The organism is Paenibacillus sp. CECT 9249, from assembly GCF_918697855.1.
GTDB lineage: Bacteria > Bacillota > Bacilli > Paenibacillales > Paenibacillaceae > MSJ-34.
Map to the genome: position 1 here is coordinate 229,115 of NZ_CAKKLI010000004.1, position 26,660 is coordinate 255,774.

Here is a 26,660-nt window from a genome sequence, read left to right on the forward strand (position 1 = left end):
TCGATGGCACACGGTCATAAATCAAATGAAAAAGTTGTATTCGTGGGCGATTCTCGCGTCCGCGTTAGAACCAACAAGCCGGAACAACCGGACTACAGATCTTTTCCGGGGAAGTCGGAAGCGTTTATTCCTAACTTCTTATTGAAAGAATGGATGGTCGGCGTTGTCGTGCTGGTCGGCTTTCTCGTATTGACGATTTCCGAACCGGCCCCGCTTGGATTTCCGGCGGATCCGAACGCGGCTTTCATTCCGATTCCAGACTGGTATTTCTTGTTCTTGTATCAGTTTTTGAAATTCCCGTACGCATCGGGTGATTTCATCGTAATCGGTACCGTATTGGTTCCGGGCGTCGCATTCGGGGCGCTGGTGCTGGCTCCGTTCCTGGATACAGGCAAAGAACGGCGCTTCTACCGCCGACCGATCGCTTCCTCTTTGATGTTCTTGGGGCTCATTTCGCTTGTTTACTTGACAAGTTCGGCATGGGGCGAATATCAGGAAGAACTTTCGGCGACAGGCATTAAACCTGAACATATCACTCGCGAAGAACAAGCCCGCGAGAACTTCGAGAACGGACTTCCGACGAGCAGCGCGAAGAAGCCGGTGGAAGTTGCGATCGTCGAACCTGACGATCCGGCAATGGAATACTTAAAAACCGCTACTTGCCTAGCGTGCCACGGAAACGATTTGAAAGGCACGAACGGCGCGCCGGCGCTCCGCGGCGTAGGGGATAAGCATTCGAAAGAAGAGATCCTGAAGATTATTCATGAAGGATCGGAGAACGGCAAAATGCCTGCCATGTACGATATCGCCGTCGGCAACGGTTTAACGGACGATCAAATCGATCATCTGGCCGAATGGCTTGCGAAACAGAAAAAGGCATAGTAATATGTTAGGGAACAGAACCTGGTCGTTTATTCGATCAGGTTTCCTTTATTAAGGGGGGAAAAGATTGAACGTCGCTTTCTTTTGGAGCAAACATTTTTTGACGAACCGCATTATTTTATGGTGTTTATTTTGGTTTAACTTGCTCGGCACGATTTACGGCTACATATGGTACGGTCCGCAATTGCGATATACGTACGAGAATTCCCCCGTATGGCAGCTTGTGTTCGTTCCGGACAGCCCGACAGCCAGCTTGTTTTTTACGATCGCGGTGCTGTTCCTGCTGTACCCGCCCGTCAGGTCGAAGTTCATGATCGGATTGCGGAAGATCGTCGAAGGTCTCGCCGTTATCACTTCGGTGAAATACGGCATTTGGGCGGTGGCAATTATTTTTGCGGGAGCCGCGCAAGGGAATATGCTCGTATGGCAGGATTGGATGCTTGTCGCGTCGCATACGGCAATGGCGGTCGAAGCGTTGTTGTTCGTTCGCTTTTTCTCGTTTGGAACGGGCGCGCTCGTAATCGGTTTATTATGGACATTGCTTAACGATACGGTAGATTATACGTTTCATGTGTTTCCAACGCTGCCTGGAGTGTTGATGGACGATCTTGCGGCCGTGCGCAACTTTACGTTCGGTTTGACTATCTTCAGCTTCGTTTGCGGTTACGCGGCGCTGCGGGCGGCCAGAGCGATACGCCAACGGAAATAAGGCAAGGCTGCGGCATATTCCTGGGCGCTTCGCTGTTTCGCCGCGACGGATGTTCTAGCGCCGGACAACCTTTCATAGTATGTACTGTGGGAGGGATGATCCATGCTTCGCAAATTGCTGCTTATCCTTTGCATCGGAACGATATGGTTCGGCAATCCGATATACGGTTCGGCGAGCGACTCGCATGATCGGTACGCGACATATGCGTCCGGCGACCGGCCAGTGGATCGAAACAAGCTGGAGGAATTGGATCGGTTGGCGGATTCCGTATACCGCTATACGTCCGATGGTAATATATTGGAAGTGCGCAAACGGATCGCGCAAATGGAAAAGCTGTTTGCGCAAATTCGTTTTGAGGGAGCCGCTTCCGTGGAAGGGGTCGGGGCTGTTTCGGAATGCATTGTCGATATGAAACGGATCGTCAATCAAGCGACGATTCAACCGGAACGATGGCTGGAAGCGGCCGCTACCGTCCGGCTGGCCGCCGATGCGTTAACGCATCCCGAGCAGCCGATGTGGCATCAGTATTATAAAGTCATGAACGACGATATCGAACGGATGGAGCAGGGGCTGGCCGCGGAAACGGGAGGAGCTGCCGCCATCCGGGCGGCGTTTGCCGCTTTTCAGCAGCATTACAATGTCATTCGTCCGGCCGCGGCGATTCAGCGGGCGCCTGAAGAAATCGAGAAGCTCGATTCGATGATGGCTTATTTGCGCCAGCGGATTACGAAAGATAAGGTAGGGCGGGAAGATTTGCGAAAGATACTGCCCGTTGGCAGGCAATGGGTGAACGAGCTGTTTTTCGGCAAAAAAGACGTTCCTACCTTTATGCCGATCGTCGGCACGAACGACCAATGGATATGGACGCTGTGGATTGGAACCGTCGTCGTCATCGTACTCGGTTACGTCGCCTGGCGCAAATACCGGTACGAGAAAAAGGCGGAAGCCGAGAGGCGCCGCCGCAAGCCTGAACGATAGCCCGAGGAATCGGGCTTTTTTCATGAGTGGCATGCCGTGCGCTGCATTCTCATTTTCGCGGTATTGTTTTTTTTCCCCTTCTGTCGATATCCCCTTCGTTCAGTGGATGGTGTGTGGTGTATGATGTATGGTTTGGTTTGGAGCGCAATGAAAAATACAGCGTTCGGCTATCTAAGCCGCTTCTGAAGCGCGGTCTCTGCGCTCTTCTTGCACCGCTCGCAGCTTCCAGCGCATGGTGTTTCGCTGCATGTCGGCGGGCGGTCGACCACACTCTCGCTCGACGCCTGCAACTAACGGTAAAAACTGGAGCTATTTTGTACTCGGAAAGCGAAAAGAGAAAGTTAGCGGCATTTTCTACAGTTAATCTCGTCCACATTGGCCCGATCTTGCGATCTGCCGCACATTAGCGCCGGTTTTTACCGTTAATGAACGCAGATAGCGGGGAGCGCGAAAATGAACTCCACATTTTGGAGCTAATCGAGAGGCAGGTCTGTTCCGAGCGAACTGGAGCTAATACGAAGGCTGATAGATCCTGGCGAGGAGGAGCTAATCCGTGGCTGATCTCATCTTAGCGAGGTGAAGCTAATGCGAATGGTGATAAGACTAAGCGAATTGGAACTAATCGAAAATTTGATAGGTCCTGAGCGAGCGGGATTTCGACGAACGGCGGGAAAAAAGAAAAAGCCGGGGCGCCCGGCCGAAACGCTATGATTCCTTAAACCCTTCCCCGTGCACGTCATGCACGTCGTTGATGATGACAAACGCGCGCGGATCGACCGATCTTACGATTTGATGAAGCCGGCGCATTTCCTGGCGTCCGACGATGCAGTACGCGATATATTTGGATTGCTTGGAATAGGCGCCTACCGCAGGAATGAGCGTCACGCCGCGCTCCATATCGCGCGTCACGATGTCCGCGATTTCAGGCGCGCGGTCGCTGATAATCGTAAAGGCTTTGGCCGCGTATGCGCCTTCTTGAATAAAATCGATCATTTTCGAAGCGATGAACACGACGATAAATGTGTACAGTATTTTTTCCTTCGGGATAAAAAACAAGGAGGAGCCGATGATGATGACATCGAGCGATAAAATGATTTGCCCCATGCTCCAACCGAACCGGCGGTTCAATATCCTGGCGATTATATCCGCCCCTCCGGTCGTTCCTCCGAAGCGGAAGACGATTCCGAGCCCCGCTCCCAGCGTTACCCCTGCATATAATGCCGCCAATATGTAATCGTGATCGGTTTGAAACGGGACGATCCAACCGGCGCGAATCCCCGATTCGAACAGCCATAGGAAAAAAGTAAGCGACAGCGTGCCGAGAATCGTATAAGCCATCGGCTTCTTGCCGAGCACCTTCCATCCGACGAAGAACAGCGGAATGTTTAGGACAAGCGTCGACAAGGAAGGCTGTATGTTAAAGGCGTATTTCAGCAATACGGTTACCCCTGTAATGCCTCCTTCCATCAGTTGGTTTGGAATGATGAAGTATAAAAGGCCCAGGGCGTATATCGCCGTACCAAGTATAATCGGCGCGATCGTTTTGATTTGAGCTAGAGCAAAATGTTTACTCATCGGATCCTCCCAGAGCCGGTTGCGCAAAAGCCGAACCGGATGATTTTATTTCCGTTCTATATAGTATCTCTTTTTATCCAAGAAGAAAAGCGCGATTTTCTCATGTTGGAGCAAAACATTTTTGGACGGCCCGCAAAAAAAGGGTTTGTGTTCAATACGGCTTTAGGATAACATATTGATAAAAACATAAAGAAGGGGTAGGGGAACGAGGCTATGGCAGAAGAGAAGTCGTTAGCGGAAATACAGCGGGAAGTGGATCGTTACATATCCCAATTTAAAGAGGGATACTTCAGCCCGCTCGCGCTCGTTGCGCGGATGGTCGAAGAGGTCGGGGAACTGGCCCGCGAAGTCAATCACCGTTACGGAGAAAAGCCGAAAAAGCCGGACGAAGCCGAAAACTCGGTCGAGCTGGAATTAGGCGATATTCTCTTTATTACGATATGTTTCGCCAATTCGCTCGGAATCGATTTGACGAAAGCGCATGATCAAGTGCTCGAAAAGTTCAACACGCGGGATGCGGATCGTTGGACGAAAAAACACACCGAATAACCGCCCTTCTCATATGCTATAGTGGCTTCAGGATAGAAGCCGGGAGGAGGAAGGGCCGGTGAATGCGGATGAAATGATTAAGCAAGCTTATCATTCCATTCTACAAGGCGATTTCGGGCGTGCCGTCTATTGGTTCGAACAGGCGATATTGCTGGACGGCAATCATCCGGATTACCATTATAAGCTGTCGATTACGTATGCTCGCAGCGGCCGGTTGCAGCAAGCGATCGTCCATGCGAAACGCGCGTCGGATTTACAGCCTGAGCATGAGAAGTATCGGCTTCATCTACAGCATTTGCAGGCGAAAGAGCGAATCGAAGAAGCGGAGAACTATACGGGCGACAATGCGATCGACGCGCACGCAGCCATTCATCTGCTGCGGCAAGCGGTCGAACTCGATCCGCTCGCGGTGCGGGCTTACGTGCTGATGGCCGAAGCCTACGCGAAGCTGCAAGATTATCATCAGGCGATTCGTTGCTTGGGAGAAGCACGCAAGCTTGATCCCGACAACGAAACGGTTAAAGTATTATACGAGGACTGGAAACAAAAATTGGCAAAAGATCTCGAAATAGAAGGAGTTGCAGGCGATCATGCAAAAAATTAAAGTTGCGGTAACAGGCGCAGGCGGGCGAATGGGCAAAGAAGTCGTAAAAATGGTGCTGGAGGACGAGGCATTGCAATTGGTCGCAGCCGTCGATCCTCACTCCGGCGGGAAAGATGCCGCTTCCTTGGTCGGATTGCCGGCATCCGAAGTCATCGTGACGACCGATCTCGAAACGACGCTGGCCGATTCGAAGCCGGATGTCATGGTCGACTTTACGACGCCGCAAACGGTATTCCATAATACGAAGACGGCGATCGAGCATGGCGTGCGGCCTGTCATCGGAACGACGGGCTTTACGCCCGAACAAATCGAAGAGCTGGACAAGCTTTGCCAAGATCGCCAAATTGGCGGATTAATCGCCCCTAATTTTTCGATCGGGGCCATTCTCATGATGAAATTTGCGGCGCAGGCTGCGAAATATTTCCCCCACCTGGAAATTATCGAATATCATGGCGACCAGAAGCTGGATGCGCCGTCGGGTACGGCGGTGAAAACGGCCGAGCTTATTTCGCAAGTACGGGAGGAATTGCGTCAAGGCAACCCGAAAGAGGAAGAAACGATCGAAGGGGCGCGAGGCGGATATTACAACGGTTTCCGCATACATAGCGTCCGTCTGCCGGGCGTTTTTGCGCAGCAGGAAGTCATATTCGGCGGTTTCGGCCAAACGCTCAAAATCCGCCACGATTCGTACGAGCGCGCCGGTTATATGCCGGGCGTAAACCTTGCCGTCAAAAAAGTAATGGAATATACCGGATTGATCTATGGATTTGACCATTTTATAGAATAAGATATGGGGCGATTCTGAAATGATGGACATTGCATTTATAGCGCATGATCGTAAAAAAGACGAGATGGTTAATTTTGTAACCGCGTATGAGAAAGTGTTTCAAGGGCATCGTTTATATTCGACCGGAACGACGGGAATGCGAATTATGGAGAAGACAGGGCTGAACATTCACCGTTTCATGTCGGGTCCGCTTGGAGGAGATCAGCAGATCGGCGCTCTCGTCGCACAGAACGAGATGGATCTCATCATTTTTCTGCGCGATCCTTTGATGGCGCAGCCGCATGAGCCTGATATTATCGCTCTGCTTCGCCTATGCGACGTGCAGGGCATTCCGGTCGCCACGAACATCGCGACGGCGGAAATATTGGTGAAGGCGCTGGACCGCGGCGATTTCGCATGGCGGGAGCTTGTCCATAAATATAAGCCGGGTATTGAAGAATGACGGATCGACTGGACATTCTTATTTTCGGCGCCCATCCGGACGACGCGGAGATCGGAATGGGCGGTACGGTCGCCAAACATACGCAAGCGGGGATAAAGGTAGGAATCTGCGATCTGACGCATGCGGAAATGTCGTCCAACGGCAATGTGGACACGCGCAGGATCGAGGCCGAAGAAGCTTCGCGCATTCTGGGGTTGACGGCCCGCACGAATTTGGGCTTGCCCGATCGCGGGCTGCGAGCGGAGAAAGAACAGATCGATCCGATCGTCCGCGAAATTCGCCGTTTCGCGCCTCGAATCGTCTTCGCGCCGTATTGGGAAGATCGTCATCCCGATCATGTCATGTGCAGCAGAATGGTGCAGGAAGCCGTCTTCAACGCGAAATTGCGGCGGTATATGCCGGAATTCGAGGCGGTAACGGTGGAACAGCTTTATTTCTACTATATTAATGATTTGGGCCCTTCCGATCTTGCGGTCGATGTAACGGCCGTTTATGAGACAAAGTTGAACGCGCTGAAGGCGTATCGCTCGCAATTTACTTCTCCGGGCACGGTAGCGGAATATGTGCGGACGCCTTTGAATCAAGGTTATATCGAGCAAGTGGAAGCGCGGGACAGAGTGACGGGACAGAAGCGTCTCGTCCGGTACGCGGAAAGCTTTACGACCAAGCAGCCTCATTTGATTAACCTATTTTAAACAAACGCCGAATAATATAAATGTTATAGTCGGCTTATGAACGCTGGGTCAATACAGATAACGATAGGAGGAACATGCCGGATGGGGGAAATGCTGAAAATCGGAATTACTTGTTACCCTTCTCTTGGCGGTTCGGGAGTTGTGGCGACGGAGCTTGGAAAATTGCTAGCGGAGAAGGGCCATGAAGTGCATTTTATAACGCACAGCGTTCCGTTCCGTTTAGGTACGTTTCAAAAAAATATATTTTATCATGAAGTGGAGGTAAGCGATTATTACGTCTTTCGCTACCCTCCTTACGATTTGTCTCTGGCGAGCAAAATGGCTCAGGTGGCGCGCATGCGCGGATTGGATATCTTGCATGTCCATTATGCGGTTCCGCATGCGATATGCGCTTATTTGGCAAAGCAAATGCTCGGCGATTCGCTGAAGATCGTGACGACGCTTCACGGCACCGATATTACCGTGCTTGCGCAGGACGAAACGTTGAAAGATATGATCCGTTTCGGGATTAACAACAGCGATGCGGTGACGGCGGTATCCAAAGATTTGATCGCCGAGACGAAGGAATTGCTGGAAATTACGCGTCATATCGACCTGACATACAATTTCGTCGATAAGCGGGTATATTATCCGCGGAATTGTTCGGATCTGCGTGCGGGAATCGCCGCGCCGCATGAGAAAATTTTGATGCATATTTCGAATTTCCGCCCGGTGAAACGGGTATCCGACGTTGTGGACATATTCGCCAAAGTTAGCGAACGGCTGCCGACTCGGCTCGTTCTCGTCGGCGAAGGTCCGGATTTGCCGAAAATCCAATCCAAAATTCAGCAACTCGGGCTCGAAGACCGCGTCACCTTTCTTGGCAAGCAGGACGATGTCGCGCAGGTGATATCGATCGCCGACTTGATGCTGCTCCCTTCGGAAAAAGAAAGCTTCGGACTTGTCGCGCTGGAAGCGATGGCATGCGGCGTGCCGACGGTAGGCTCCCAGGCGGGAGGCATTCCCGAACTGGTGACGCATGGGGAAACCGGATTTTTGGCGCCGATCGGCGACACGGACCAGATGGCGGATTACGCTTATCGGCTGCTGTCCGATCCGCAATTGGCGGCCCGCATATCCGCAAACTGTTTGGATCGGGCGCGGACCGAATTCTGCAATGATTTGATTATGTCGGAATACGAACAAATTTATTATCGCGTGCTGGGCCGACCGGCGCCTGCGCGAGTAAGCAAGGATGTTTGCGTATAATGCAAATTCGTATCGAAGGTTCATTGGGGGAAGAAGCCGGAATCGTGCTGGCTGCGCTGCAGGATAACGGGCATTCAGCCTATTTGGTCGGGGGATGCGTGCGGGACGCGCTTCTCGACCGCCCGATTGCCGATATCGATATTGCGACCTCAGCGTTGCCCGCTGAGGTCATGCGCGTTTTCCCCCGTACGGCTCCGACCGGCGTAAAGCACGGGACCGTTACCGTCATCATGAACGAGCATACTTTCGAAGTGACGACATTCCGCAGGGAATCCGCATATGAGAAATTCCGCCGGCCTGCGAAGGTCGAATTCATCTCGGAGCTGCGCGATGATTTGCTTCGCCGCGATTTTACGATGAATGCGATCGCCCTCGACCGGAACGGACGCTTGATCGATCCCTTCGGCGGACAAGCCGATATCCGCAAGCGAATCGTGCGTTGCGTAGGCGAAGCGGATGCGCGGTTTCAGGAAGACGCGCTGCGTATGATGCGCTGCCTCCGGTTTGCCGCGACATACGGTTTTGCGATCGCGAAGGAGACGTGGGCGGCGCTGCTGCGCCATCGGGACAAGCTTCGCTTCATCGCGGTCGAACGCATCCGGGCCGAATTGGAGAAAATGATCGAGGGGCCCGATCCGTTCAGGGCAATCGAACTGCTGCGGCGCAGCCGGTTAATGGAGCATACCGGCATCAAGCTGCCGCAATCCGTTGCCGCGTCGCTTGCCTGGGATGCCAAGCGCGGAAACGGGAACGGCTGCAGTTCGCGCCTGCGTTCGTTGCAAGGGCCGGCCGCGTTCGCGGACGACCCGGCGCTGCGTTGGGCCGCTCTGCTGGCATGCTGCGAAACGGATGCCGATGCGGCCCGCGGACTGCTGCAAACGTTGACGTTCGCAGGGAGCAAGACCGCGCGGATTACGGCGGCGCTGCGATTTGACGCCCGCTTGCGGACCGAGTTCGCACGGGCGGAGACCCGCCCGGCTGCGGCGCCGGAAATACGGCGCATATGGTTGTACGCCGCCCTCGAATTCGGCCGAAGCGCGGCCGAGGATTGGCTGGCGCTGCGCGAAGTAGAAGCGCCGTATGCGGATCAAGCCGTTTCTTCCGGCGGCGGGAACATGGTGGCGGAGCTTGGCGCGGCAGCGGCAAACGGCCGCCGTTGGTTGAACGAAATGGGGGCGGCGAGTGTGCGCGAACTGGATGTCCGCGGGCAAGATTTGCTGTCGCTGTTCGAGCGTCCGCCCGGTCCGTGGCTTGGGCGGTTGTTGGAATTGCTGCTGAAGAAAGTCGCGGTCGAATCGTTGCCGAACGAGAAAGAAGCATTGTTAAACGAAGCGAAACGAGTGATGAATGACCATGAATGATGCGTTGCTGCAAATATTTTTGGATAAGCAGGGCGAATATGTATCCGGCGAAGAAATTAGCCGCAAATTGCAAATAAGCCGGACGGCCGTATGGAAGCAAATTAACCGTCTGCGCAAAAAAGGATATGAATTCGAAGCCGTCTCCCGTCTGGGCTACCGTTATATCGGCAGGCCGGCGCGGTTGGATCCGGATGCCTTGCTTGCGAGAATGAATACGAAAACGATGGGCCGAAGCATCCAACTGGTTGAAACGGCGGCCTCGACGCAAACGTTGGCGCAGCAGCTTGCGGCGCAAGGGGCCCCGGAGGGGGCGCTGGTCATTGCCGAAGAGCAAACGGCAGGGCGGGGCCGCATGGGGCGGTCGTGGCACTCGCCGTCAGGCAAAGGGATTTGGATGAGCCTCGTGCTGAGGCCGCGTATATCGCTGCAGTTTACGCCCCAATTGACGCTGCTGGCCGCCGTGGCGATTTGCCGCAGCTTGCAGAAATTCATCCCGGCAAAAGTCGGCATTAAATGGCCAAACGATTTGCTGGTGAACGGCCGCAAAATATGCGGCATACTGCTCGAATCCAGTGCGGAGGACGAGCGGATCCGTCATGTCATCGCCGGCATCGGCATTAGCGTCAATTTGACGGAAGCGGATTATCCGGAAGAGCTGCGCGCCAAAGCGACGTCGCTGCGAATCGAAGCGGGGCGCAAGATCGACCGCGCGGAAATCATCCTCGACATTATGCGCGAATTCGAAACGTTGTACGAACTGTATCATGAACAAGGCTTTGCGCCGATTCGCACGCTATGGGAACTCAATTCGGTGACGTTGAATCGTCCGATAACGGTCCGTACGGCGAACGGCTCGATCGACTGCGTAGCCAAGCAATTGGATGAAACCGGGGCCTTGATCGTGTTGAACAAAGACGGGGAACGATTGAAATTGTTCTCGGGCGAAATCGAGATGCCAAATTAAATAGTGAATTTCGCCGTACGGCATGTTATACTTTTATGCAAGAGGCGATATCGTGCGAACGAATTGCACTCGGGCAGCAATTATATACGCATAATTTCATATTCGCATTCGGCGGTTCGGCGTGAAAGTTCGTGCGGACCGGCGATAACGTTGTGGGAAATGGATTCTGCTCTGAGCCTCAGGGACCGAGACAGAAGGATGATCGCAAGTGATTCTTTTTTGTGTTGGGACCTTTTTAGTGGAAATGCTAAAAGGTTTTTTTGTTTTGCGCACAATACAAAAGAGAAAAGGAGTTGAACTTCCGATGAACAATCAACGATTGACGATACCGAAATTGAAAAAAATGAAACAAGACCGAATTCCGGTCACGATGATAACGGCATACGATTTTCCTTCGGCCAAGCTTGCGGAAGAAGCGGGGGTCGATATCATTCTGGTAGGCGATTCCCTCGGCAACGTCGTGCTCGGGTATGAAACGACCGTTCCGGTGACGCTTGACGATATGGTGTACCACTCCCGGGCCGTGGCGCGCGGCGCGCAGCACACGTTTATCGTGACGGACCTGCCGTTCTTGACCTACCACGGCAGCATCGATCAAACGCTGCGCAATGCGGCGCGAATTATGCAGGAAGGCCATGCGAACGCCGTTAAGATGGAAGGCGGCGCCGATATTTGCCTCGCCGTAGACGCATGCGTGAAGGCGGGCGTTCCGGTGCTTGGGCATATCGGCTTGACTCCGCAGTCGGTCAATCGCATCGGCGGGTACCGGATTCAGGGGAAAGACGAACAAGACGCCAAGCGTTTGCTCGAAGACGCCAAAGCGTTGGAACGCGCAGGCGCGTTTGCCGTCGTGCTTGAGCTGGTGACGGAGCAGGTGGCGGAATATATATCGCGGGAACTTACGATTCCGACGATCGGAATCGGCGCCGGCCGCGGCTGCGACGGGCAAGTTCTCGTATTCCACGACGTGGTGCGGTACGCTTCCCCATATTATGAGAAAAGATTCGTTAAAACGTATGCCGATGTCGGCGGCATCATTCGCCAAGGCATTTCGCAATATGTCAAAGAAGTGAAGGATCGCTCGTTCCCGGCCGAGGACCACGTATTTGCGGCGGCGGACACGGTTGCCGAGAGCTTGTACGGCGGCGGAGGCAATCATGCGAATGAGGAGACGGCCAATTCGGGCGAGAGAGGAGCGCACACAGCCAAATGATCGTATTAGGCGCGATTGAAGATATACGGAGCGAGCTTGCCCGGCTGCGCCGCAACCGTTCGTTCGCTTCGGCGGAAGCCAAGGTCGGCTTTGTGCCGACGATGGGCTATTTGCATGAGGGGCATGTCAGTTTATTGCGGCAAGCGAAAGCAACATGCGACATTGTCGTTTTGAGCATCTTCGTCAATCCGATCCAATTCGGACCGGGCGAAGATCTCGACAAATATCCGCGCGACGAGAAGCGGGACCTGGATATCGCGCGAAAAGCCGGGGTAGATGTCGTGTTTATGCCGACAGTGGAGACGATGTATCCACACGGCGCGAAAACATACGTCAAGGTCGCCGAGCTTACGGAGCGGCTGTGCGGGGCTTCGAGACCCGGCCATTTCGACGGCGTTTCGACGGTCGTCACGAAGTTATTCAACATCGTTAAGCCCGATAAGGCGTTCTTCGGCTTGAAGGACGCGCAGCAAATTGCGGTCATCGAGCAAATGGTACAGGATTTGAACATCGACGTAGAGATTGTGGCGTGTCCGATCGTTCGCGAAGAGGACGGGCTCGCGATGAGTTCGCGCAACGTCTATCTAAGTCCGGAAGAGCGCGAGCAGGCGCTCGTCTTGTCGCAAGCTCTGGGTCGCATCGAGGATTGGATCGGCGCAGGCGCGAACTCGGCGGAAGCTTTGCGATCGCAAATTGTGCGGCATATTGAGAGCGCGCCGCTGGCGCGCATCGATTACGTGGACATATTGACATTCCCGGCGCTGCAGCCGATTGAACCGGGTACCGACATCAGCGAGCGCCGCGAGACGATCATCGTCGCGCTGGCGGTGAAATTCGGCCATACCAGGCTGATCGACAACCGGTTGCTGCCGCAACGCGCATCATATGCGGTTGAACTATTCGACAAGGAGGAACGAGCCACATGTTTAGAACGATGATGAAATCGAAGCTGCATCGCGCAACCGTAACGGAAGCCGATTTGAATTATGTCGGCAGCATCACGATCGATGAAAATTTAATGAATGAAGCGGATCTGCTCGTTAATGAAAAAGTTCAGATTGTAAACAATAATAACGGAGCGCGATTGGAAACGTACGTCATTCCGGGACCGCGGGGCTCCGGCGTTATTTGTTTAAACGGCGCGGCGGCCAGACTGGTGCAGCCCGGCGATAAAATCATTATTATTTCGTACGCGATCATGTCGGACGAAGACGCGAAGAAGTTCCAGCCGAAAGTCGTCATTCTTGGCGAAGGAAATCAAATAACGGACGTTCACCGCGAAGAGATTCATGCGACGATTTTGTAAGCAATGTTAAGCCTGTTCAGCTTTATGTAAAGGCTGGAACGGGGAATTAAAAAGCTCGCCTTAACAAAAAATGAGGTTACGGCAATATGATTTTTGGGCTGTACACTTTCGTTAAGGGTGGGATGCAGTGATGTTCCAACATTTGTTTGCAACCATGAACGAAATGTTAGATGAAATCATTCTACATTATCCTCAGGCGCAGGACGTATCGAAACAGGAATTGAACCAAAAATTGGCGCTGCTACGGGCGCTAAGCGACGGCATTATTGAAGAGTGGTTGTTGTTCGAGGAGAAGATGGGGGCGTTTCGGGCCAAAGGGGCAGGACAGAAGGAATGGCTGGAAAGTTCCGCAGAAACGCGCAGCGAAGCTTTTATGCGCGGACAAGGCTACTATCGCCTGTTTATGTTCAGACAGGCGATTGACGCCTTTGAAACGGTCGTGAGCCAATTTCCCGACAGCATCGTCTCCCGCATTTATTTGGCCATGGCTTATTTGCAACTTGGCGAAAGCAATGATGCGTACCGCCATTTTCAACTCATTATTCCTCTGACCGATAACAAAAAGGTAAAGGCGATTTCTTACAATGCGCTCGGATGCATCCAAGCGCAAAGGAAAAATTTCGAAAAAGCGCAAGAATATTTTAAACTCGCCCATCAAACCGACCCCCAATTGCAGGAACCGCTCGCAAATTTGAAGGTATGCCAATACAACGACGGTACATTGCAATACGGCAGCGAATTGACTTCTTTCATGTAAAGGCAATTTCCAAAATTCCAATCTTCTGTTATGCTTATAGGAGATTGGAATGAAGGGACAATAATAACCGATGAAATTTGCAGTTCTAGATTTTGAAACGACCGGAAACCAGCCCGCCGATGAAATCATTCAGGTCGGGCTTGCCATTATAAATCACGATCTGACAATTGAACATGTGTACCAATCCTTTGTGAAACCAAGCACAAATATTCCTCCGTTTATTACCCAATTAACGGGCATTACCGACAAAGACGTCGAGGAAGCGCAGTCATTGGACGACATGATGATGGAGCTCGTGCCGCTGCTGAACGATGTTGTGCTGATCGGACATCATGTCGCTTTCGACTATAATTTTTTGCGGCAAGCGCTCGATTTGACGGGGTATTTGCCGTTTACGGGCCGGATCTTGGATACGATCGATTTTTTGCGCATTTTATTCCCTTCCTTGACCAGCTATCAATTGGGAAACGTTTCGTCGCATTTCGGCGTTCCGCATGACCGTCCCCACCAGGCGGACAGCGACGCCTTGGCTACGGCGCATATTTGGTTGAAATGTATGGAGAAGCTGGACGATCTGCCGCTGCTTACGCTGCAACGTCTGGCGTCCTTGTTCGAGCATGACGACAGCGATACCGGCTGGTTTATCGTCCATTCGCTGCAGGAGCGGGAAATGCGGATGGCCGTCGACGAACAGGCGCATACGTATTTCCGCCAAATCGCTTTGAATGTCGACGATTGGACGGAGAGAACGCCCCCGCGCAGCGAAGAAGACGATAATCCGCTGGCGGATGTTACATTCGAGCAGTTCCGCGAAATGACGATGGAGCGATTGAAAGAACGAATGCCCCAGTTCGAGCCGCGCAAGGCGCAAAATATGATGTTTGAAGAAGTGATGCAAGCGTTCGAGCAGGACAACCATCTGATGGTGGAAGCGGGCACGGGTACGGGCAAATCGTTGGGATATCTTATCCCTTCGATTTATTATAGCGTGAAGAACGAACGGAAAGTCGTCGTAAGCACGCATACGATCAATTTGCAGGAGCAGATCAGGCAGCGGGACGTTCCTTTGCTGGAAAGCGTTCTGCCTGTCGATTTTCAAGTTTCGGTGCTCAAAGGGCGCCGGCACTATTTATGCTTGCGTAAGTTTGAACATAAATTGAATACGAAAGAATTCCTTCATCCGAAGGACGATGTCATTACGGCGGCGCAAATGATCGTCTGGCTCAGCATGACGGAACACGGCGACGACGAGGAATTGCATTTTGCAAGCAAAGGGATGGAATTTTGGGATACGGTGGCGAGCGACTCGGATTCATGCCTGAACCGGGCCTGTCCGTGGTTCCGCAAATGCTTCTACCACCGGGCGAAGAACGATGCGAACCTTGCCGACGTCGTTATCACCAACCATTCGATGCTCTTTACCGATATACGCGCGGAGCATCGCTTGCTGCCAGGCTACGATCATTTGGTCATCGACGAGGCGCATCATTTGGAGGAGGTTGCGGGCAAGCATCTCGGTTTGCATTTGAAGTATTTTTCAATGGTCCATACGTTGACGAGGCTGTTGAAAGACAGCAAATCGGGACAACTCCCCAACCTGCATGCCAAGCTGCAACTGTCCGGCAACGAAAAAGCGGCTTCATGGAGCGAAACGGTCAATCGGATGTATCCTTCCCTCATTAATATTAAAGAATATTGGGACAAATTGACCGAGCTGCTGTTCGCGCTGCTGCCGCAACGTTCGAATGACGGAGGCGCAACCGAGGCGGGGCAGTTCGTGCACCGTCTGCAATGGCAAGAGCTGCAGCAAGAATGGGAGCCGCTTGCCGATCTGGAGAACAACATCTATATTGAATCAAACGAAGTGCTGCGCGCCGCGGATAAATTGATTAACGAATTGAAGGACAATCAAGAGGAATTCAGCATCCAAAGCATCGTGACGGATCTTGCGGGACTGTTCAAGGACATGGCGAGACATCGCGACGAATTGCGTCTTTTCATGAAATTGAACGATCCCGCAACGGTTTATTGGCTCGAGGCGAACGCTAACTTCCGCAGCAAGTCGCTGCAAATGTTCGCCGTTCCGGCCGATGTCAGCCGGCAACTGAAGGAATATTTCTTCGACGCCAAGAAGAGCATTATTATGACTTCCGCCACGCTTACGGTGGATAAATCGTTTCAGTACTTTTGCGAGCAATTGGGACTCGTCGAGGCGCAAGAACAAGAGAAGCTCCGCAGCGTTCAGCTTCCGTCTCCGTTCCAATACCGCAAACAGGCGCTCGTCGTCATTCCCCGCGATTTTCCGACGTTGAAAGGATCGTTCGCAGACGCCGATTTCATCGCAAAACTGGTGGAATCGCTTGCGGAAACGGCGGTAGCGACGCAAGGACGGATGCTTGTCTTGTTTACATCGTACCGCATGATGAAGCAAGTATACGAACCTTTGAAAGAAATACTGAACGCCAGCAATATTCAAGTTCTGGGACAGGGCATCGATAGCGGCAACCGCAGCAAGCTGACGCGCCGTTTCCAGGATCAATCGGCATCCGTATTGCTCGGAACGAGCAGTTTCTGGGAAGGCGTCGATTTGCCGGGGGATGCGTTAACTTGTCTCGCCATCGTGCGCTTGCCGTTTCAGCCGCCGAATCATCCGCTGATGGAAGCGAAATCGGATCTTTTGCAAAAACAGAAAAAAAATCCGTTCATGAAGCTTTCCGTGCCGCAAGCGGTCATCCGTTTCAAGCAAGGATTCGGACGTCTCGTTCGAACCGCGCAGGACCGGGGCATCGTCATTATATACGATACGCGCGTCATTGAATCTTACTATGGCAAATATTTTTTATATTCCTTGCCTGGACCGAAAATGGAGCATATGCCGCTCCACCAAATCGTTCCGAGAATACAAGAATGGCTGTCGCAAAACGAAGAAATGGAGGTTGCCGATGAAAGCGGAGAAAATATCTGAAGCGGTCGTGCGCCGTCTTCCGATTTATTTGCGTTATCTAAACGAATTGCAACAGCGGGAAGTGTTGACCGTATCGTCGCAAGATTTAGGATTGAAATTGGATTTGAACCCCGCGCAAATCCGTAAAGATTTGGCCTATTTCGGTGAATTCGGACGCAAAGGCATCGGCTACGATGTCGCTTATTTAATTCAAAAAATCAGACAAATATTGAAACTGAATCAACCTATTAATGTAGCGCTCGTCGGTGCCGGGAACTTGGGTCATGCGTTGAGCAATTATAATGCCTATTTAAAAGACAACATGAAAATCGTTGCCGTCTTCGACGCGTACGAACCGAAGATCGGTTCGAAATTGAACGCTTTGACCATTCAACCGATGAGCGAGCTGAAGGAGACGGTCCAACGGTTGAACGTACGAATCGGCATTATTACGGTTCCGGCCGCGGAGGCGCAGCATGTCGCCGATCAATTTATCGATGCGGGGGTAAAGGCGATCTTGAATTTTGCTCCGGTCATTTTGAAAGTGCCGCCTCATATTCGAATCCATACGGCCGATTTCACGACCGATCTATTAAGCCTGGCCTATTATTTGCAAAACGAAAAGGAGTCGGAAGAACATGACGAAGCAATGGATGATTAAAAACGGGTACTTCGCCACACTGGACGCGGATCGGCCGGTTGTATACGGATATATGGTCATCGAAGACGACTTGATCCGTTACGTCGGCGGCGATCTTCCGGACGACTTGCCGGATGAGATCGAAACGGTGGACGGCAAAGGCTTGTTCTTCATGCCGGGCTTAATCAACACGCACGGACATGCCGCCATGTCTTTGCTGCGCGGATACGGGGACGATCTTGCGCTGCAAGTGTGGCTGCAGGACAAAATGTGGCCGATGGAAGCCAAATTTACGTCGCAAGACGTATACTGGGGCACCGCCCTATCCGTGCTCGAAATGCTCAAGGGCGGCACGACGACGTTCCTCGATATGTACGATCATATGGACGAAGTGGCGAAAGTAACGGTACAATCCGGCATTCGCGCCTGCTTGATGCGCGGCGCCATCGGGTTATGTCCGGAAGAGGTCCAAAAAGCCAAATTGGCGGAAGCCATTCAGTTCGCGCAGGATTGGCATGGCAAGGCGGAAGGGCGTATTACGGCGATGATGTCTCCGCACGCTCCTTATACTTGCCCGCCCGCTTTTATCGAACAATTCGTGCAGGCGGCCCACGATCTCGATTTGCCGCTGCATACGCATATGTCGGAAACGCGCGCCGAAGTCAAGCAGAATGTGAAAGATTACGGTTTGCGGCCGGTCGCTCATTTGGAGAGACTTGGCTTTTTCTCGCGTCCTTCGCTAGTGGCCCATGCGGTTCATTTAACGGACGACGAAATCGAGGTGCTTTCGCGCCATCAAGTAAGCGTGTCGCATAATCCCGGCAGCAATCTGAAGCTGGCGAGCGGCGTAGCGCGCGTTCCCGAACTGCTCAAAGCGGGCGTTACCGTATCGCTCGGCACCGACGGCGCCGCCAGCAACAACAATCTCGACATGTTCGAAGAAATACGATTGGCGGCTCTCATCCATAAAGGCGTCTCCGGCGATCCGACCGCGGTTCCCGCCGCCGAAGCGCTCCGCATGGGGACGGTATATGGCGCGCGTTCGATCGCTTTGAACAACGTCGGCTTGCTGCAAGCCGGCATGAAGGCCGATTTCATCGCGATCGATATCGATCAAGCGCATTTTGTGCCGCACACCGATCTCATTTCTCATGCCGTCTATTCCGCGTCGGCGAAAGACGTGGCTCATGTCTGGGTGGACGGCAAGCCAATTGTGCGGGACGGCGAATGCCTGACGTTGGATGAAGAAAAAGTGCGCCGCGAAGCGCAGGCTTGCTTCGAAGGCTTGCTGCAGCGGTAGAAAGGATATTTGCCGGCATGAATAAAAGGAAATGGATTATCATCGTCTTGTGCGCCGCGGTCCTGCTCTTGATCGGCCTGCATCAATATTACGTTTATATTCAAACCCCGGTTTGGAACGAGGAGAACGAAGCGAGCCGCATCGCGTTGCGGGAAAGCGACTTGGCCGAAGTCACCGCGGTTCAAAAATCGGTGTGGGAAGACGTATATTGGGTCGTATCCGGACAAAATGAACAAAAGCAAACTATGTTCGTATGGGTCAATCGCGATGGGACAACGGTTCATGCCGAACTGCAAAGCGACGGCGTCGCCAAAGAAGAGGTCGAGCGCAGCGTGAAGAGCCGCTATCCGGGGGCGGAAATCGTGCGTATCGTTCCCGGCGTTTGGGAAGGGCAATATATATGGGAAGTATTTTACAAGCGCAAGGACGACAGCGGCGAACAGCGGTATTATTACGATTTTTACCGATTTGCGAGCGGGGAATTTTTAACAACTTATACATTGCCTAAACGTTGACCTCCATTACTATTTTTTGTAAATTAATGATTGTCAATGCGACCATTTATTGTTATACTAGATCCGACACAAAATTGTCAAATTTTATGGGAGGTCGGTTGGTGCGATGGGTGTGCGCTTTTTGAAAGTGAGCGTCATTTATTTCATTTTGGCGATGGGGCTTGGTCTTTATATGTCCTTAGCCGGCGATCATACGCTCACGGGTGTTCATGTGCATGTCAACTTGATAGGCTGGTTGTCTCTCGCGGTATCGGGCATCGTGTACGTACTGTTTCCGAAAGCGGATCATAACGGGTGGGCGAAAGCCCAATTTTGGCTTATGAATGTCGGCTTGATTATTATGATGGGAGCATTGATTGCGTTGCTGGCGACAGGCTCGGGAATGCCATGGGGACCGATCGTCGGCGCCGGGGGAATTCTTATTATCCTTGGAGCGTTATGTTTTGTCATTAACCTGTATTCCAACGTGCGCATCGCAGACATTCGTCATTCAACGAAAACCAACCTCAAAGCATAGTTTTACAAAAAAAATCCAAGCTTGGCCGGCCGGCCGAGCTTTTTGTTATTGGCGGAACTTCCACACATTACATAGGTAACGCATATACAGAGTATGATATACTATAGTATGTATTTCTAGTATATATTATTTTCTATATAGAGAGAGGTGACGTTACGTGAAGTTGCGTCTGTTGCCATTGGTTATTACGGTTGCCGTATCCGGACTCGTTCTGTTCGGCGGCTGGTTCTTATATCAAAATGTGGCGGTGCAAAACCCGCTTGTAAATAAAGTGAGACAAATATCCGCAGTGAAGCATGCCGATGCCGAATTTACCCGCGATCAAGTTCGCGTGAAGTTGGAATTGGAGCCGGAAGCCAGCCTGCGCGAAATCGTGCAGCGCATTGAGAAGGATGGCAAAGGCATCATCGGCGACCGCAAGCTTCATGTGGAAGTCACGAACGGCTCTTCCGCTGCGTTGGATCAATGGTGGTCGAGCGCGCTGTTCCCTGTCGCCGAAGCGATGGAGACGAAGCATTATACGCAAATTCCTGAAACGCTGGAACAATTAAGCGCAGGGCATTCGAATTTGAAGGCGTCAACCGAAATGGACGACATGAATGTGTATGTATCGCTAACCGACGGAAATGCAAGCAAATTCGTTATTTTGCCGCGTCAAGGCGAGAGGATGGGAGTGTGGCCCAATGCGTAAATGGGGCAAAGAAATCGCCATTGGCTTCGCACTCGTTTTCATATCCTTCCTCGCTTTTATCGGGGTGAATTTGGCTCCGTTCGCCATCGTTGCCGTCTTGCTCGTCGCTCTGTTTCTCTTTATGAATATGCGCGGCGGCATCACGGTAGGCGCGTCGAACGGACGCAACAATCCGAGCAAAAAGCCGACCTTCCTTACGTTCGACCAAATTGGCGGACAAGACCGGGCCAAGCAGGAACTGATCGAAGCGCTTGATTTTCTCGTTCGTTATGAAGAAATTCGGAAATTCGGCATTCGCCCGTTAAAAGGCATATTGCTGACCGGGCCTCCGGGAACGGGGAAGACGCTGATGGCGAAAGCGGCGGCGCATTACACCAATTCCGTCTTCGTCGCCGCGTCCGGCAGCGAATTCGTCGAGATGTACGTCGGCGTCGGCGCGGGCCGCATCCGCGACCTGTTCAAACAGGCGCGTTCCCAAGCGTTGAAAGAAAAACGCGAGAACGCGATCATTTTCATCGATGAGATCGATGTGATCGGCGGCAAACGCGAAGGCGGACAGCAGCGGGAATACGATCAAACGTTGAATCAGCTGCTGACCGAAATGGACGGCATATACTCCGCGAATACGCCGCGCATTTTGCTGATTGCCGCGACGAACCGCAAAGAAATGCTGGACAGCGCCTTACTCCGTCCGGGTCGGTTCGACCGCCATATTCAGGTGGATTTGCCGGATAAAAAAGGGAGAAAGCATATATTGGAGCTGCATGCGGATAATAAACCGCTTCACCACGAGGTCAATTTGGACAAAGTGGCCGAAGAGTCGTTCGGCTTCTCCGGAGCGCAGTTGGAAAGCGTGATGAACGAAGCCGCCATCTACGCCATGCGCGAAGATAAAGAATTTGTCGAGCAGCGCCATTTGTCGCTTGCGATCGATAAAGTGATGCTGGGAGAGAAAACGGATCGGGAAGCGACTTACGAAGAGAAGCGGCGCGTTGCGGTGCATGAGCTTGGCCACGCCGTCGTCGCCGAAATCGTCCGCCCGAACAGCGTATCCCAAGTCGCGCTCAGTCCGCGCGGGCAGGCGCTCGGCTTTGTCAGACACCAGCCGCAGCAGGATCAATATTTGTACACGAAAGATTTCCTGGAGAAGCAAATCATGATTGCGCTCGGCGGCGCGGCGGCGGAGGAAATTTTCTACGGCGGCCGAAGCACCGGCTCGACGAACGATTTCGAGCAGGCGTTGAACATCGTGCAAACGATGATGAAGTCGGGTTTGACGAATTTGGGCATCGTCGACGTGCAAATGGTCACGAAGGAAGAGCTGATGAAAGAAAACGCCGCAATATTGGAAGAGTTGATGGATAAGACAAAGCGGCAGTTAGAGGAGCATATCGATGTGTTCCATCACTCGCTCGATTTGCTGATGAACGAAGAAATACTTTCCGGCGAGCAATTTCGACGAATTTTTTGTGAACACAAACAATTACCAGCCTAATTTTGCGCTGGTTTTTTGTTATAATTAACATATCCATGATAAGATAGAGACGAGAGAAAAAGATAATGGATAGGAAAGCGAAAGGATGGAGAAAGAAACGATGTTCTTCAAAAAAATAGGCGTTATCGGCGGCGGAACGATGGGACAAGGGATCGCGGAAATGCTGGCCGTGAAAGGGCTGGATGTGCTCTTGGTCGAGCAGACCCGCGACAAATTAGATCACGCGTATCAAATGATCGAGACGAGTTTGGATAAGCAATTGGAGAAATGGGCGATTACGCTCGCCGAGAAGAAGCTCATTCTGTCACGGATTCATAAAGTCGATCATTTTGCCGAGTTGGGTTCTTGCGATATGGTCATCGAATCGATATCGGAAGATCTGGAAGCGAAGAAGAGGGTATTCGCCGAATTGGACACGGTTTGCCCAAGCCATATTATACTTGCGAGCAATACGTCCACATTAAGCTTGACGGAACTTGCCAGCTCAACGAAGTATCCGGAACGGGTTATCGGCATTCACTTTATTTATCCGGTTTCGAAAGTGGATTTGGTGGAATTGGTTCGCGGCTTGAAAACGTCGGAAGACACATTTCTGGAAGCGAAACGGTTCGTGGAAGAAGTGATCTCGAAAAAAGGCATCATGGTTTACGAATCTCCGGGTTTTGTTACGACGCGGATTATTTGTACGCTCATTAACGAGGCGCTTCATGCTTTGCAAGAAGGCGTAGCTTCCGCCCAAGATATCGACGACGCAATGCGGATCGGCTATGCCTTCCAGCACGGCCCGTTCGAAATGGCGGACCGTTTCGGGCTCGATTCCGTATTGGCCGCAATGGAACGGATGTTCAGGGAATTCGGGGACATTAAGTATCGTCCCGCCGTATTGTTGAAAAAGATGGTGCGTGCCGGCAACTTAGGCGTAAAAACGGGCGAAGGATTTTTCAGATACGATAAGGATGGGGACAGAATATGAAAATACTAGTTATTAACGCAGGCAGCTCTTCTCTAAAATATCAATTGTACGATATGAAAGACGAAAGCGTCTTGGCGAAAGGTTTGGTCGAGCGGATCGGCATGGATTCCTCGATACTGAAGCACGAACCGGCGGGCCGCGCGGAAATAAGCGAAGTAAGCGAAATTTTGGACCATACGACGGCGGTGCGCAAAGTGTTGGACATTTTGACGGATGAGGAGCACGGCGTCTTATCCTCCGTATCCGAAATCGAAGCGGTCGGACATCGCGTCGTGCACGGCGGGGAAGCTTTCAAAAGCTCTGTGCTTGTAGATTCCGCCGTGAAGTCGGAAATTCGCAGCTTGTTCGACTTGGCTCCGCTTCACAATCCGCCGGCGATGATGGGCATTAAAGCGACCGAATCGAATATGCCCGGCATTCCGCAGGCGGTCGTATTCGACACGGCCTTTCATCAAACGATGCCGACGAAGGCGTATCTTTACGCGATCCCGAGAGTATTGTATAAAAAGCATAAAATCCGCCGTTACGGTTTTCACGGGACATCGCATGATTACGTCAGCAAGAAAGCGGCCGAATATCTCGGACGCCCGCTCGATCAGCTGAAAATCATTACTTGCCATATCGGGAACGGGGCCAGCTTGACGGCCGTGCGCTACGGGGATTCGGTAGATACGAGCATGGGAATGACCCCGCTTGAAGGTTTAATGATGGGGACGCGCAGCGGCGATCTCGATCCGGCGATCGTGCCGTTTACGATGAACAAGGAAGATTTGACCTTGAACGAGGTTAATTCGATGCTGAACAAGCATAGCGGGCTGCTGGCGATTTCCGGAGTCAGCAGCGATATGCGCGAAATAATCGACGGCATGGAAGAAGGAGACGCCAACTCCAAGCTTGCTTTCGATATGTACGAATATCGCATCCGCAAATATATCGGCGCCTATACGGCGGCGATGGACGGTGTCGACGCGATCGTCTTCACGGCCGGGGCGGGCGAGAATGCCGTCGTGCTTCGCCAGCGCATTTGCGAGCAGTTGACGTTCCTCGGCGTCGAACTTGACGCGGAGGCCAATCTGGTTCGCTCGAAAGAGCCGCGCCGCATATCGACGGCGAATTCGAAAGTCGAAGTGCTTGTCGTGCCGACGAATGAAGAATTGATGATCGCGCGCGATACGAACCGGCTCGTTCTGGAAGCACAAAACAAATCGTAAGGGAGTACGATGTCGATGACGAATAAAAGCGTAATATCCGATTGCGGCCGCCATGTCGGCCAAACGGTTACGATCGGCTGCTGGGTGCATAACAAGCGTTCCAGCGGGAAAATCCAATTTCTGCAGCTGCGTGACGGAACAGGTTATATTCAAGGCGTTGTCGTCCGCAGCGAAGTATCGGACGAACTGTGGGAATCGGTCAAAAGCTTGACGCAGGAAAGCTCGCTATACGTTACCGGAATCGTGCGCGAAGAGCCGCGCAGCCAATCCGGATACGAACTAACGGTAACAGGGGTGGACATCATTCATTTGACGGAGGATTATCCGATCACGCCGAAAGAGCATGGCGTCGATTATTTGATGGACCGCCGCCATTTATGGATCCGTGCCCCGCGGCAGCGGGCGATTCTCGTCATTCGCGCGCAAATTATTCGGGCGATCCAGCAATTTTTCGACGAACGCGGATTTACGCTCGTCGATCCGCCGATCTTGACGCCCTCGTCTTGCGAAGGAACGACGAATCTGTTCCATACGAAATATTTCGAAGAAGACGCGTACTTAACCCAAAGCGGGCAGCTGTACATGGAAGCGGCGGCGATGGCGCTCGGGAAGGTATATTCCTTCGGGCCGACGTTTCGCGCCGAGAAGTCGAAGACGCGCCGGCATCTAATCGAGTTCTGGATGATCGAACCGGAGATGGCTTTCGTCGATCACGAAGAAAATTTGCGGGTACAGGAACAATTCGTTTCCTATGTCGTACAATCGGTATTGCAGCATTGCCGCAAGGAACTGGAAACGCTTGGCCGCGACATTTCGAAGCTGGAAAGCATCAAGGAGCCTTTTCCGCGCATTACGTATGACGAGGCGATCGAGTTTTTGCATGGACAAGGATTCGATATTCCTTGGGGCGAAGACTTTGGCGCGCCGCATGAAACGGCGATTGCGGAAAAATACGACAAACCGGTATTCATCACCCACTACCCTACGCAAATTAAAGCGTTCTATATGAAGCCGGATCCGAATCGCCCCGAAGTCGTCTTATGCGCCGATATGATCGCGCCGGAAGGATACGGGGAAATCATCGGCGGATCGCAGCGGATCGACGATCCGGAATTGCTCGCGGAACGTTTTCAAGAACATGAGCTTTCGACGGAAGCGTACCAATGGTATTTGGATTTGCGCAAGTACGGTACGGTGCCGCATTCGGGATTCGGCCTCGGCTTGGAACGGACGGTCGCCTGGATTTGCGGTTTGGACCACGTCCGCGAAACGATACCTTTCCCGCGGATGCTGTATCGGTTGTATCCGTAACGAGCGTTGTGCATATATAGAGAACAGCAAGGGAGGCCGATATTTCGGCCTTCCGTTTCATATATCGGTTCGGGGAGGAGCATCGAAGTGAGCGAAGAAATGTGGAAGGCGTATGCCAAAGGAATTTCATCCGGCATGGAAGAAGGCGGCGTGAATATTCCGTATGCGCTCTTGCGTCATTACCGCAAATGGAAGCTAAGCGATACGGAAGTGATGCTGCTCATCCATTTATCCGGCTTTAAACAGCGGGAGCAGAAAGATTTTCCGACGATCGAGGAACTGCAGGAGCGAATGGGCGCCGATCCGGAAATGACGATTCAGGCGCTGCAGCGCTTGATGAAACTCGGATTTCTAACGATAGATGAAGATATCGATCCCGATACGAACATTCAGTATGAAAGCTATAATTTATCCGGTTTATATGACAAATTGGGAGAAAGCGTTGCGGAGGAGGCAAGGCTGCGGAAGCAGCGGCGACGGCAGGAAGCCGTGCCGCAGGCGGCAGCGCTTCAAACGGAAAGCGAAACGGAAAGCGCCAATTTGTTTACGATTTTCGAACAGGAATTCGGCCGGCCGCTATCGCCGATGGAATGCGAGACGATTGCCGGTTGGATCGATAAAGACCGTTATCCGGAACCGTTAATCTTGCTGGCGCTCAAGGAAGCGGTTTTTGCCGGCAAAGTTCATTTCCGTTACATAGACCGCATTTTGCTCGAATGGATGCGCAATCGCGTCCGCACTGTCGAAGAGGCGAAAGCCTATACCCAAAAGTTTCGTTCCGGAGGCAGAACGTAGCCGTTTCCTATTATCGCGATCGGCAATAATTGCCGGAATACCTCATAGACTAAGAAGACAATTTCTTATCTAAGTCCAGCGGTAAGATGTCAAGTCCCTGATTCTTGAGAATTGGAAATTTTCTTGGCCGTAAAGCAAGGGAGTCAGGGAAAATGACAGCACCAAACTAAACCCAGCCCGAAAATCAAGTCATTTACC

At 52.3% G+C, this 26,660-nt stretch carries 27 protein-coding genes; 26 read left to right on the forward strand and 1 reads right to left on the reverse strand.

The window, feature by feature from the left end:
- Window positions 1–3 precede the first annotated feature (3 nt).
- The 3 genes from LQ229_RS06180 to LQ229_RS06190 all read left to right on the forward strand — a co-directional run bounded on the left by LQ229_RS06180 (window position 4) and on the right by LQ229_RS06190 (window position 2,569).
- Window positions 4–882, forward strand: a complete 879-nt coding sequence (locus LQ229_RS06180; protein WP_216539754.1) for a menaquinol-cytochrome c reductase cytochrome b/c subunit — start codon at window positions 4–6, stop codon at window positions 880–882.
- A gap of 67 nt (window positions 883–949) precedes the next feature.
- Window positions 950–1,591: a DUF1405 domain-containing protein gene (locus LQ229_RS06185; RefSeq protein WP_216539755.1), complete on the forward strand. Its 642-nt coding sequence runs from the start codon at window positions 950–952 to the stop codon at window positions 1,589–1,591.
- A gap of 102 nt (window positions 1,592–1,693) precedes the next feature.
- On the forward strand, window positions 1,694–2,569 hold the full coding sequence (locus LQ229_RS06190) for a sporulation protein YpjB (protein ID WP_230191184.1): 876 nt from the start codon (window positions 1,694–1,696) through the stop codon (window positions 2,567–2,569).
- Window positions 2,570–3,274: 705 nt separating this feature from the next.
- Here the strand turns inward: LQ229_RS06190 and LQ229_RS06195 are convergent.
- Window positions 3,275–4,144: a YitT family protein gene (locus LQ229_RS06195; protein ID WP_216539757.1), complete on the reverse strand. Its 870-nt coding sequence runs from the start codon at window positions 4,142–4,144 to the stop codon at window positions 3,275–3,277.
- Between the two features lie 213 nt (window positions 4,145–4,357).
- On the opposite strand from LQ229_RS06195, the gene LQ229_RS06200 reads away from it, so the two are divergent.
- From LQ229_RS06200 to LQ229_RS06310, 23 genes are all read left to right on the forward strand, one after another.
- Entirely contained in the window at window positions 4,358–4,693 is a 336-nt protein-coding gene (locus LQ229_RS06200) for a nucleotide pyrophosphohydrolase (RefSeq protein WP_230191185.1), read from the forward strand.
- Between the two features lie 58 nt (window positions 4,694–4,751).
- Window positions 4,752–5,297 carry a tetratricopeptide repeat protein gene (locus LQ229_RS06205; RefSeq protein ID WP_216539759.1) on the forward strand — a complete coding sequence of 182 codons (546 nt, stop codon included), beginning with the start codon at window positions 4,752–4,754 and terminating at the stop codon, window positions 5,295–5,297.
- A complete protein-coding gene (dapB, locus tag LQ229_RS06210; protein ID WP_290370020.1) occupies window positions 5,281–6,084 on the forward strand; it encodes a 4-hydroxy-tetrahydrodipicolinate reductase in 804 nt (267 codons plus the stop codon). The genes LQ229_RS06205 and dapB overlap by 17 nt, the downstream gene beginning before the upstream one ends.
- 19 nt (window positions 6,085–6,103) lie before the next feature.
- Entirely contained in the window at window positions 6,104–6,526 is a 423-nt protein-coding gene (gene mgsA / locus LQ229_RS06215; RefSeq protein ID WP_216539761.1) for a methylglyoxal synthase, read from the forward strand.
- Complete coding sequence (gene bshB1 / locus LQ229_RS06220) at window positions 6,523–7,221, forward strand: bacillithiol biosynthesis deacetylase BshB1 (protein WP_216539762.1); 699 nt, start codon at window positions 6,523–6,525, stop codon at window positions 7,219–7,221. Before mgsA ends, bshB1 begins: the two co-directional genes overlap by 4 nt.
- Before the next feature lie 81 nt (window positions 7,222–7,302).
- Window positions 7,303–8,469, forward strand: coding sequence for an N-acetyl-alpha-D-glucosaminyl L-malate synthase BshA (gene bshA / locus LQ229_RS06225; protein WP_216539763.1), 1,167 nt, complete (start codon window positions 7,303–7,305; stop codon window positions 8,467–8,469).
- Entirely contained in the window at window positions 8,469–9,830 is a 1,362-nt protein-coding gene (locus tag LQ229_RS06230) for a CCA tRNA nucleotidyltransferase (RefSeq protein WP_216539764.1), read from the forward strand. Before bshA ends, LQ229_RS06230 begins: the two co-directional genes overlap by 1 nt.
- On the forward strand, window positions 9,823–10,794 hold the full coding sequence (locus tag LQ229_RS06235) for a biotin--[acetyl-CoA-carboxylase] ligase (protein WP_216539798.1): 972 nt from the start codon (window positions 9,823–9,825) through the stop codon (window positions 10,792–10,794). The genes LQ229_RS06230 and LQ229_RS06235 overlap by 8 nt, the downstream gene beginning before the upstream one ends.
- A gap of 304 nt (window positions 10,795–11,098) precedes the next feature.
- Window positions 11,099–12,007, forward strand: a complete 909-nt coding sequence (panB, locus tag LQ229_RS06240) for a 3-methyl-2-oxobutanoate hydroxymethyltransferase (RefSeq protein ID WP_230191187.1) — start codon at window positions 11,099–11,101, stop codon at window positions 12,005–12,007.
- Window positions 12,004–12,945, forward strand: coding sequence for a pantoate--beta-alanine ligase (panC, locus tag LQ229_RS06245; RefSeq protein ID WP_216539766.1), 942 nt, complete (start codon window positions 12,004–12,006; stop codon window positions 12,943–12,945). Before panB ends, panC begins: the two co-directional genes overlap by 4 nt.
- A complete protein-coding gene (panD, locus tag LQ229_RS06250; RefSeq protein WP_230191188.1) occupies window positions 12,930–13,313 on the forward strand; it encodes an aspartate 1-decarboxylase in 384 nt (127 codons plus the stop codon). Before panC ends, panD begins: the two co-directional genes overlap by 16 nt.
- Before the next feature lie 154 nt (window positions 13,314–13,467).
- Window positions 13,468–14,070: a tetratricopeptide repeat protein gene (locus tag LQ229_RS06255; RefSeq protein ID WP_356709797.1), complete on the forward strand. Its 603-nt coding sequence runs from the start codon at window positions 13,468–13,470 to the stop codon at window positions 14,068–14,070.
- A 70-nt stretch (window positions 14,071–14,140) separates the two neighbouring features.
- The gene (gene dinG / locus LQ229_RS06260; protein WP_230191189.1) at window positions 14,141–17,035 is read left to right on the forward strand and encodes an ATP-dependent DNA helicase DinG; all 2,895 of its coding nucleotides are present in this window, start codon (window positions 14,141–14,143) and stop codon (window positions 17,033–17,035) included.
- Window positions 17,013–17,675, forward strand: coding sequence for a redox-sensing transcriptional repressor Rex (locus LQ229_RS06265; RefSeq protein WP_216539770.1), 663 nt, complete (start codon window positions 17,013–17,015; stop codon window positions 17,673–17,675). Before dinG ends, LQ229_RS06265 begins: the two co-directional genes overlap by 23 nt.
- Complete coding sequence (locus tag LQ229_RS06270) at window positions 17,653–18,954, forward strand: amidohydrolase (protein ID WP_216539771.1); 1,302 nt, start codon at window positions 17,653–17,655, stop codon at window positions 18,952–18,954. The genes LQ229_RS06265 and LQ229_RS06270 overlap by 23 nt, the downstream gene beginning before the upstream one ends.
- A 17-nt stretch (window positions 18,955–18,971) precedes the next feature.
- Window positions 18,972–19,469: a DUF5590 domain-containing protein gene (locus tag LQ229_RS06275; RefSeq protein WP_216539772.1), complete on the forward strand. Its 498-nt coding sequence runs from the start codon at window positions 18,972–18,974 to the stop codon at window positions 19,467–19,469.
- Between the two features lie 106 nt (window positions 19,470–19,575).
- Window positions 19,576–19,986, forward strand: coding sequence for a cytochrome-c oxidase (locus LQ229_RS06280; protein WP_216539773.1), 411 nt, complete (start codon window positions 19,576–19,578; stop codon window positions 19,984–19,986).
- A 157-nt stretch (window positions 19,987–20,143) separates the two neighbouring features.
- Window positions 20,144–20,677, forward strand: coding sequence for a hypothetical protein (locus tag LQ229_RS06285; RefSeq protein ID WP_216539774.1), 534 nt, complete (start codon window positions 20,144–20,146; stop codon window positions 20,675–20,677).
- On the forward strand, window positions 20,670–22,172 hold the full coding sequence (locus tag LQ229_RS06290) for an AAA family ATPase (protein ID WP_230191190.1): 1,503 nt from the start codon (window positions 20,670–20,672) through the stop codon (window positions 22,170–22,172). Before LQ229_RS06285 ends, LQ229_RS06290 begins: the two co-directional genes overlap by 8 nt.
- A gap of 100 nt (window positions 22,173–22,272) precedes the next feature.
- Window positions 22,273–23,145 (forward strand): 3-hydroxyacyl-CoA dehydrogenase NAD-binding domain-containing protein, encoded by an 873-nt coding sequence (locus tag LQ229_RS06295; RefSeq protein ID WP_216539799.1) that lies wholly within the window; start codon window positions 22,273–22,275, stop codon window positions 23,143–23,145.
- On the forward strand, window positions 23,142–24,356 hold the full coding sequence (locus LQ229_RS06300; protein ID WP_216539776.1) for an acetate kinase: 1,215 nt from the start codon (window positions 23,142–23,144) through the stop codon (window positions 24,354–24,356). Before LQ229_RS06295 ends, LQ229_RS06300 begins: the two co-directional genes overlap by 4 nt.
- Before the next feature lie 15 nt (window positions 24,357–24,371).
- Window positions 24,372–25,667: an asparagine--tRNA ligase gene (gene asnS, locus LQ229_RS06305; protein ID WP_216539777.1), complete on the forward strand. Its 1,296-nt coding sequence runs from the start codon at window positions 24,372–24,374 to the stop codon at window positions 25,665–25,667.
- 87 nt (window positions 25,668–25,754) lie between these two features.
- A complete protein-coding gene (locus LQ229_RS06310; RefSeq protein ID WP_216539778.1) occupies window positions 25,755–26,462 on the forward strand; it encodes a DnaD domain-containing protein in 708 nt (235 codons plus the stop codon).
- The last annotated feature ends 198 nt before the right edge of the window (window positions 26,463–26,660 follow it).

What these genes read in the sequence shown, in the direction of transcription:
- LQ229_RS06180 (WP_216539754.1), top strand. Translation starts at nt 4, where the DNA reads ATGGCACACGGTCATAAATCAAATGAAAAAGTTGTATTCGTGGGCGAT.
- LQ229_RS06190 (WP_230191184.1), top strand. Translation starts at nt 1,694, where the DNA reads ATGCTTCGCAAATTGCTGCTTATCCTTTGCATCGGAACGATATGGTTC.
- LQ229_RS06195 (WP_216539757.1), bottom strand. Translation starts at nt 4,144, where the DNA reads ATGAGTAAACATTTTGCTCTAGCTCAAATCAAAACGATCGCGCCGATT.
- LQ229_RS06200 (WP_230191185.1), top strand. Translation starts at nt 4,358, where the DNA reads ATGGCAGAAGAGAAGTCGTTAGCGGAAATACAGCGGGAAGTGGATCGT.
- mgsA (WP_216539761.1), top strand. Translation starts at nt 6,104, where the DNA reads ATGATGGACATTGCATTTATAGCGCATGATCGTAAAAAAGACGAGATG.
- bshB1 (WP_216539762.1), top strand. Translation starts at nt 6,523, where the DNA reads ATGACGGATCGACTGGACATTCTTATTTTCGGCGCCCATCCGGACGAC.
- bshA (WP_216539763.1), top strand. Translation starts at nt 7,303, where the DNA reads ATGGGGGAAATGCTGAAAATCGGAATTACTTGTTACCCTTCTCTTGGC.
- LQ229_RS06230 (WP_216539764.1), top strand. Translation starts at nt 8,469, where the DNA reads ATGCAAATTCGTATCGAAGGTTCATTGGGGGAAGAAGCCGGAATCGTG.
- LQ229_RS06235 (WP_216539798.1), top strand. Translation starts at nt 9,823, where the DNA reads ATGAATGATGCGTTGCTGCAAATATTTTTGGATAAGCAGGGCGAATAT.
- panB (WP_230191187.1), top strand. Translation starts at nt 11,099, where the DNA reads ATGAACAATCAACGATTGACGATACCGAAATTGAAAAAAATGAAACAA.
- panC (WP_216539766.1), top strand. Translation starts at nt 12,004, where the DNA reads ATGATCGTATTAGGCGCGATTGAAGATATACGGAGCGAGCTTGCCCGG.
- panD (WP_230191188.1), top strand. Translation starts at nt 12,930, where the DNA reads ATGTTTAGAACGATGATGAAATCGAAGCTGCATCGCGCAACCGTAACG.
- LQ229_RS06255 (WP_356709797.1), top strand. Translation starts at nt 13,468, where the DNA reads ATGAACGAAATGTTAGATGAAATCATTCTACATTATCCTCAGGCGCAG.
- dinG (WP_230191189.1), top strand. Translation starts at nt 14,141, where the DNA reads ATGAAATTTGCAGTTCTAGATTTTGAAACGACCGGAAACCAGCCCGCC.
- LQ229_RS06265 (WP_216539770.1), top strand. Translation starts at nt 17,013, where the DNA reads ATGAAAGCGGAGAAAATATCTGAAGCGGTCGTGCGCCGTCTTCCGATT.
- LQ229_RS06270 (WP_216539771.1), top strand. Translation starts at nt 17,653, where the DNA reads ATGACGAAGCAATGGATGATTAAAAACGGGTACTTCGCCACACTGGAC.
- LQ229_RS06275 (WP_216539772.1), top strand. Translation starts at nt 18,972, where the DNA reads ATGAATAAAAGGAAATGGATTATCATCGTCTTGTGCGCCGCGGTCCTG.
- LQ229_RS06280 (WP_216539773.1), top strand. Translation starts at nt 19,576, where the DNA reads ATGGGTGTGCGCTTTTTGAAAGTGAGCGTCATTTATTTCATTTTGGCG.
- LQ229_RS06290 (WP_230191190.1), top strand. Translation starts at nt 20,670, where the DNA reads ATGCGTAAATGGGGCAAAGAAATCGCCATTGGCTTCGCACTCGTTTTC.
- LQ229_RS06295 (WP_216539799.1), top strand. Translation starts at nt 22,273, where the DNA reads ATGTTCTTCAAAAAAATAGGCGTTATCGGCGGCGGAACGATGGGACAA.
- LQ229_RS06300 (WP_216539776.1), top strand. Translation starts at nt 23,142, where the DNA reads ATGAAAATACTAGTTATTAACGCAGGCAGCTCTTCTCTAAAATATCAA.
- asnS (WP_216539777.1), top strand. Translation starts at nt 24,372, where the DNA reads ATGACGAATAAAAGCGTAATATCCGATTGCGGCCGCCATGTCGGCCAA.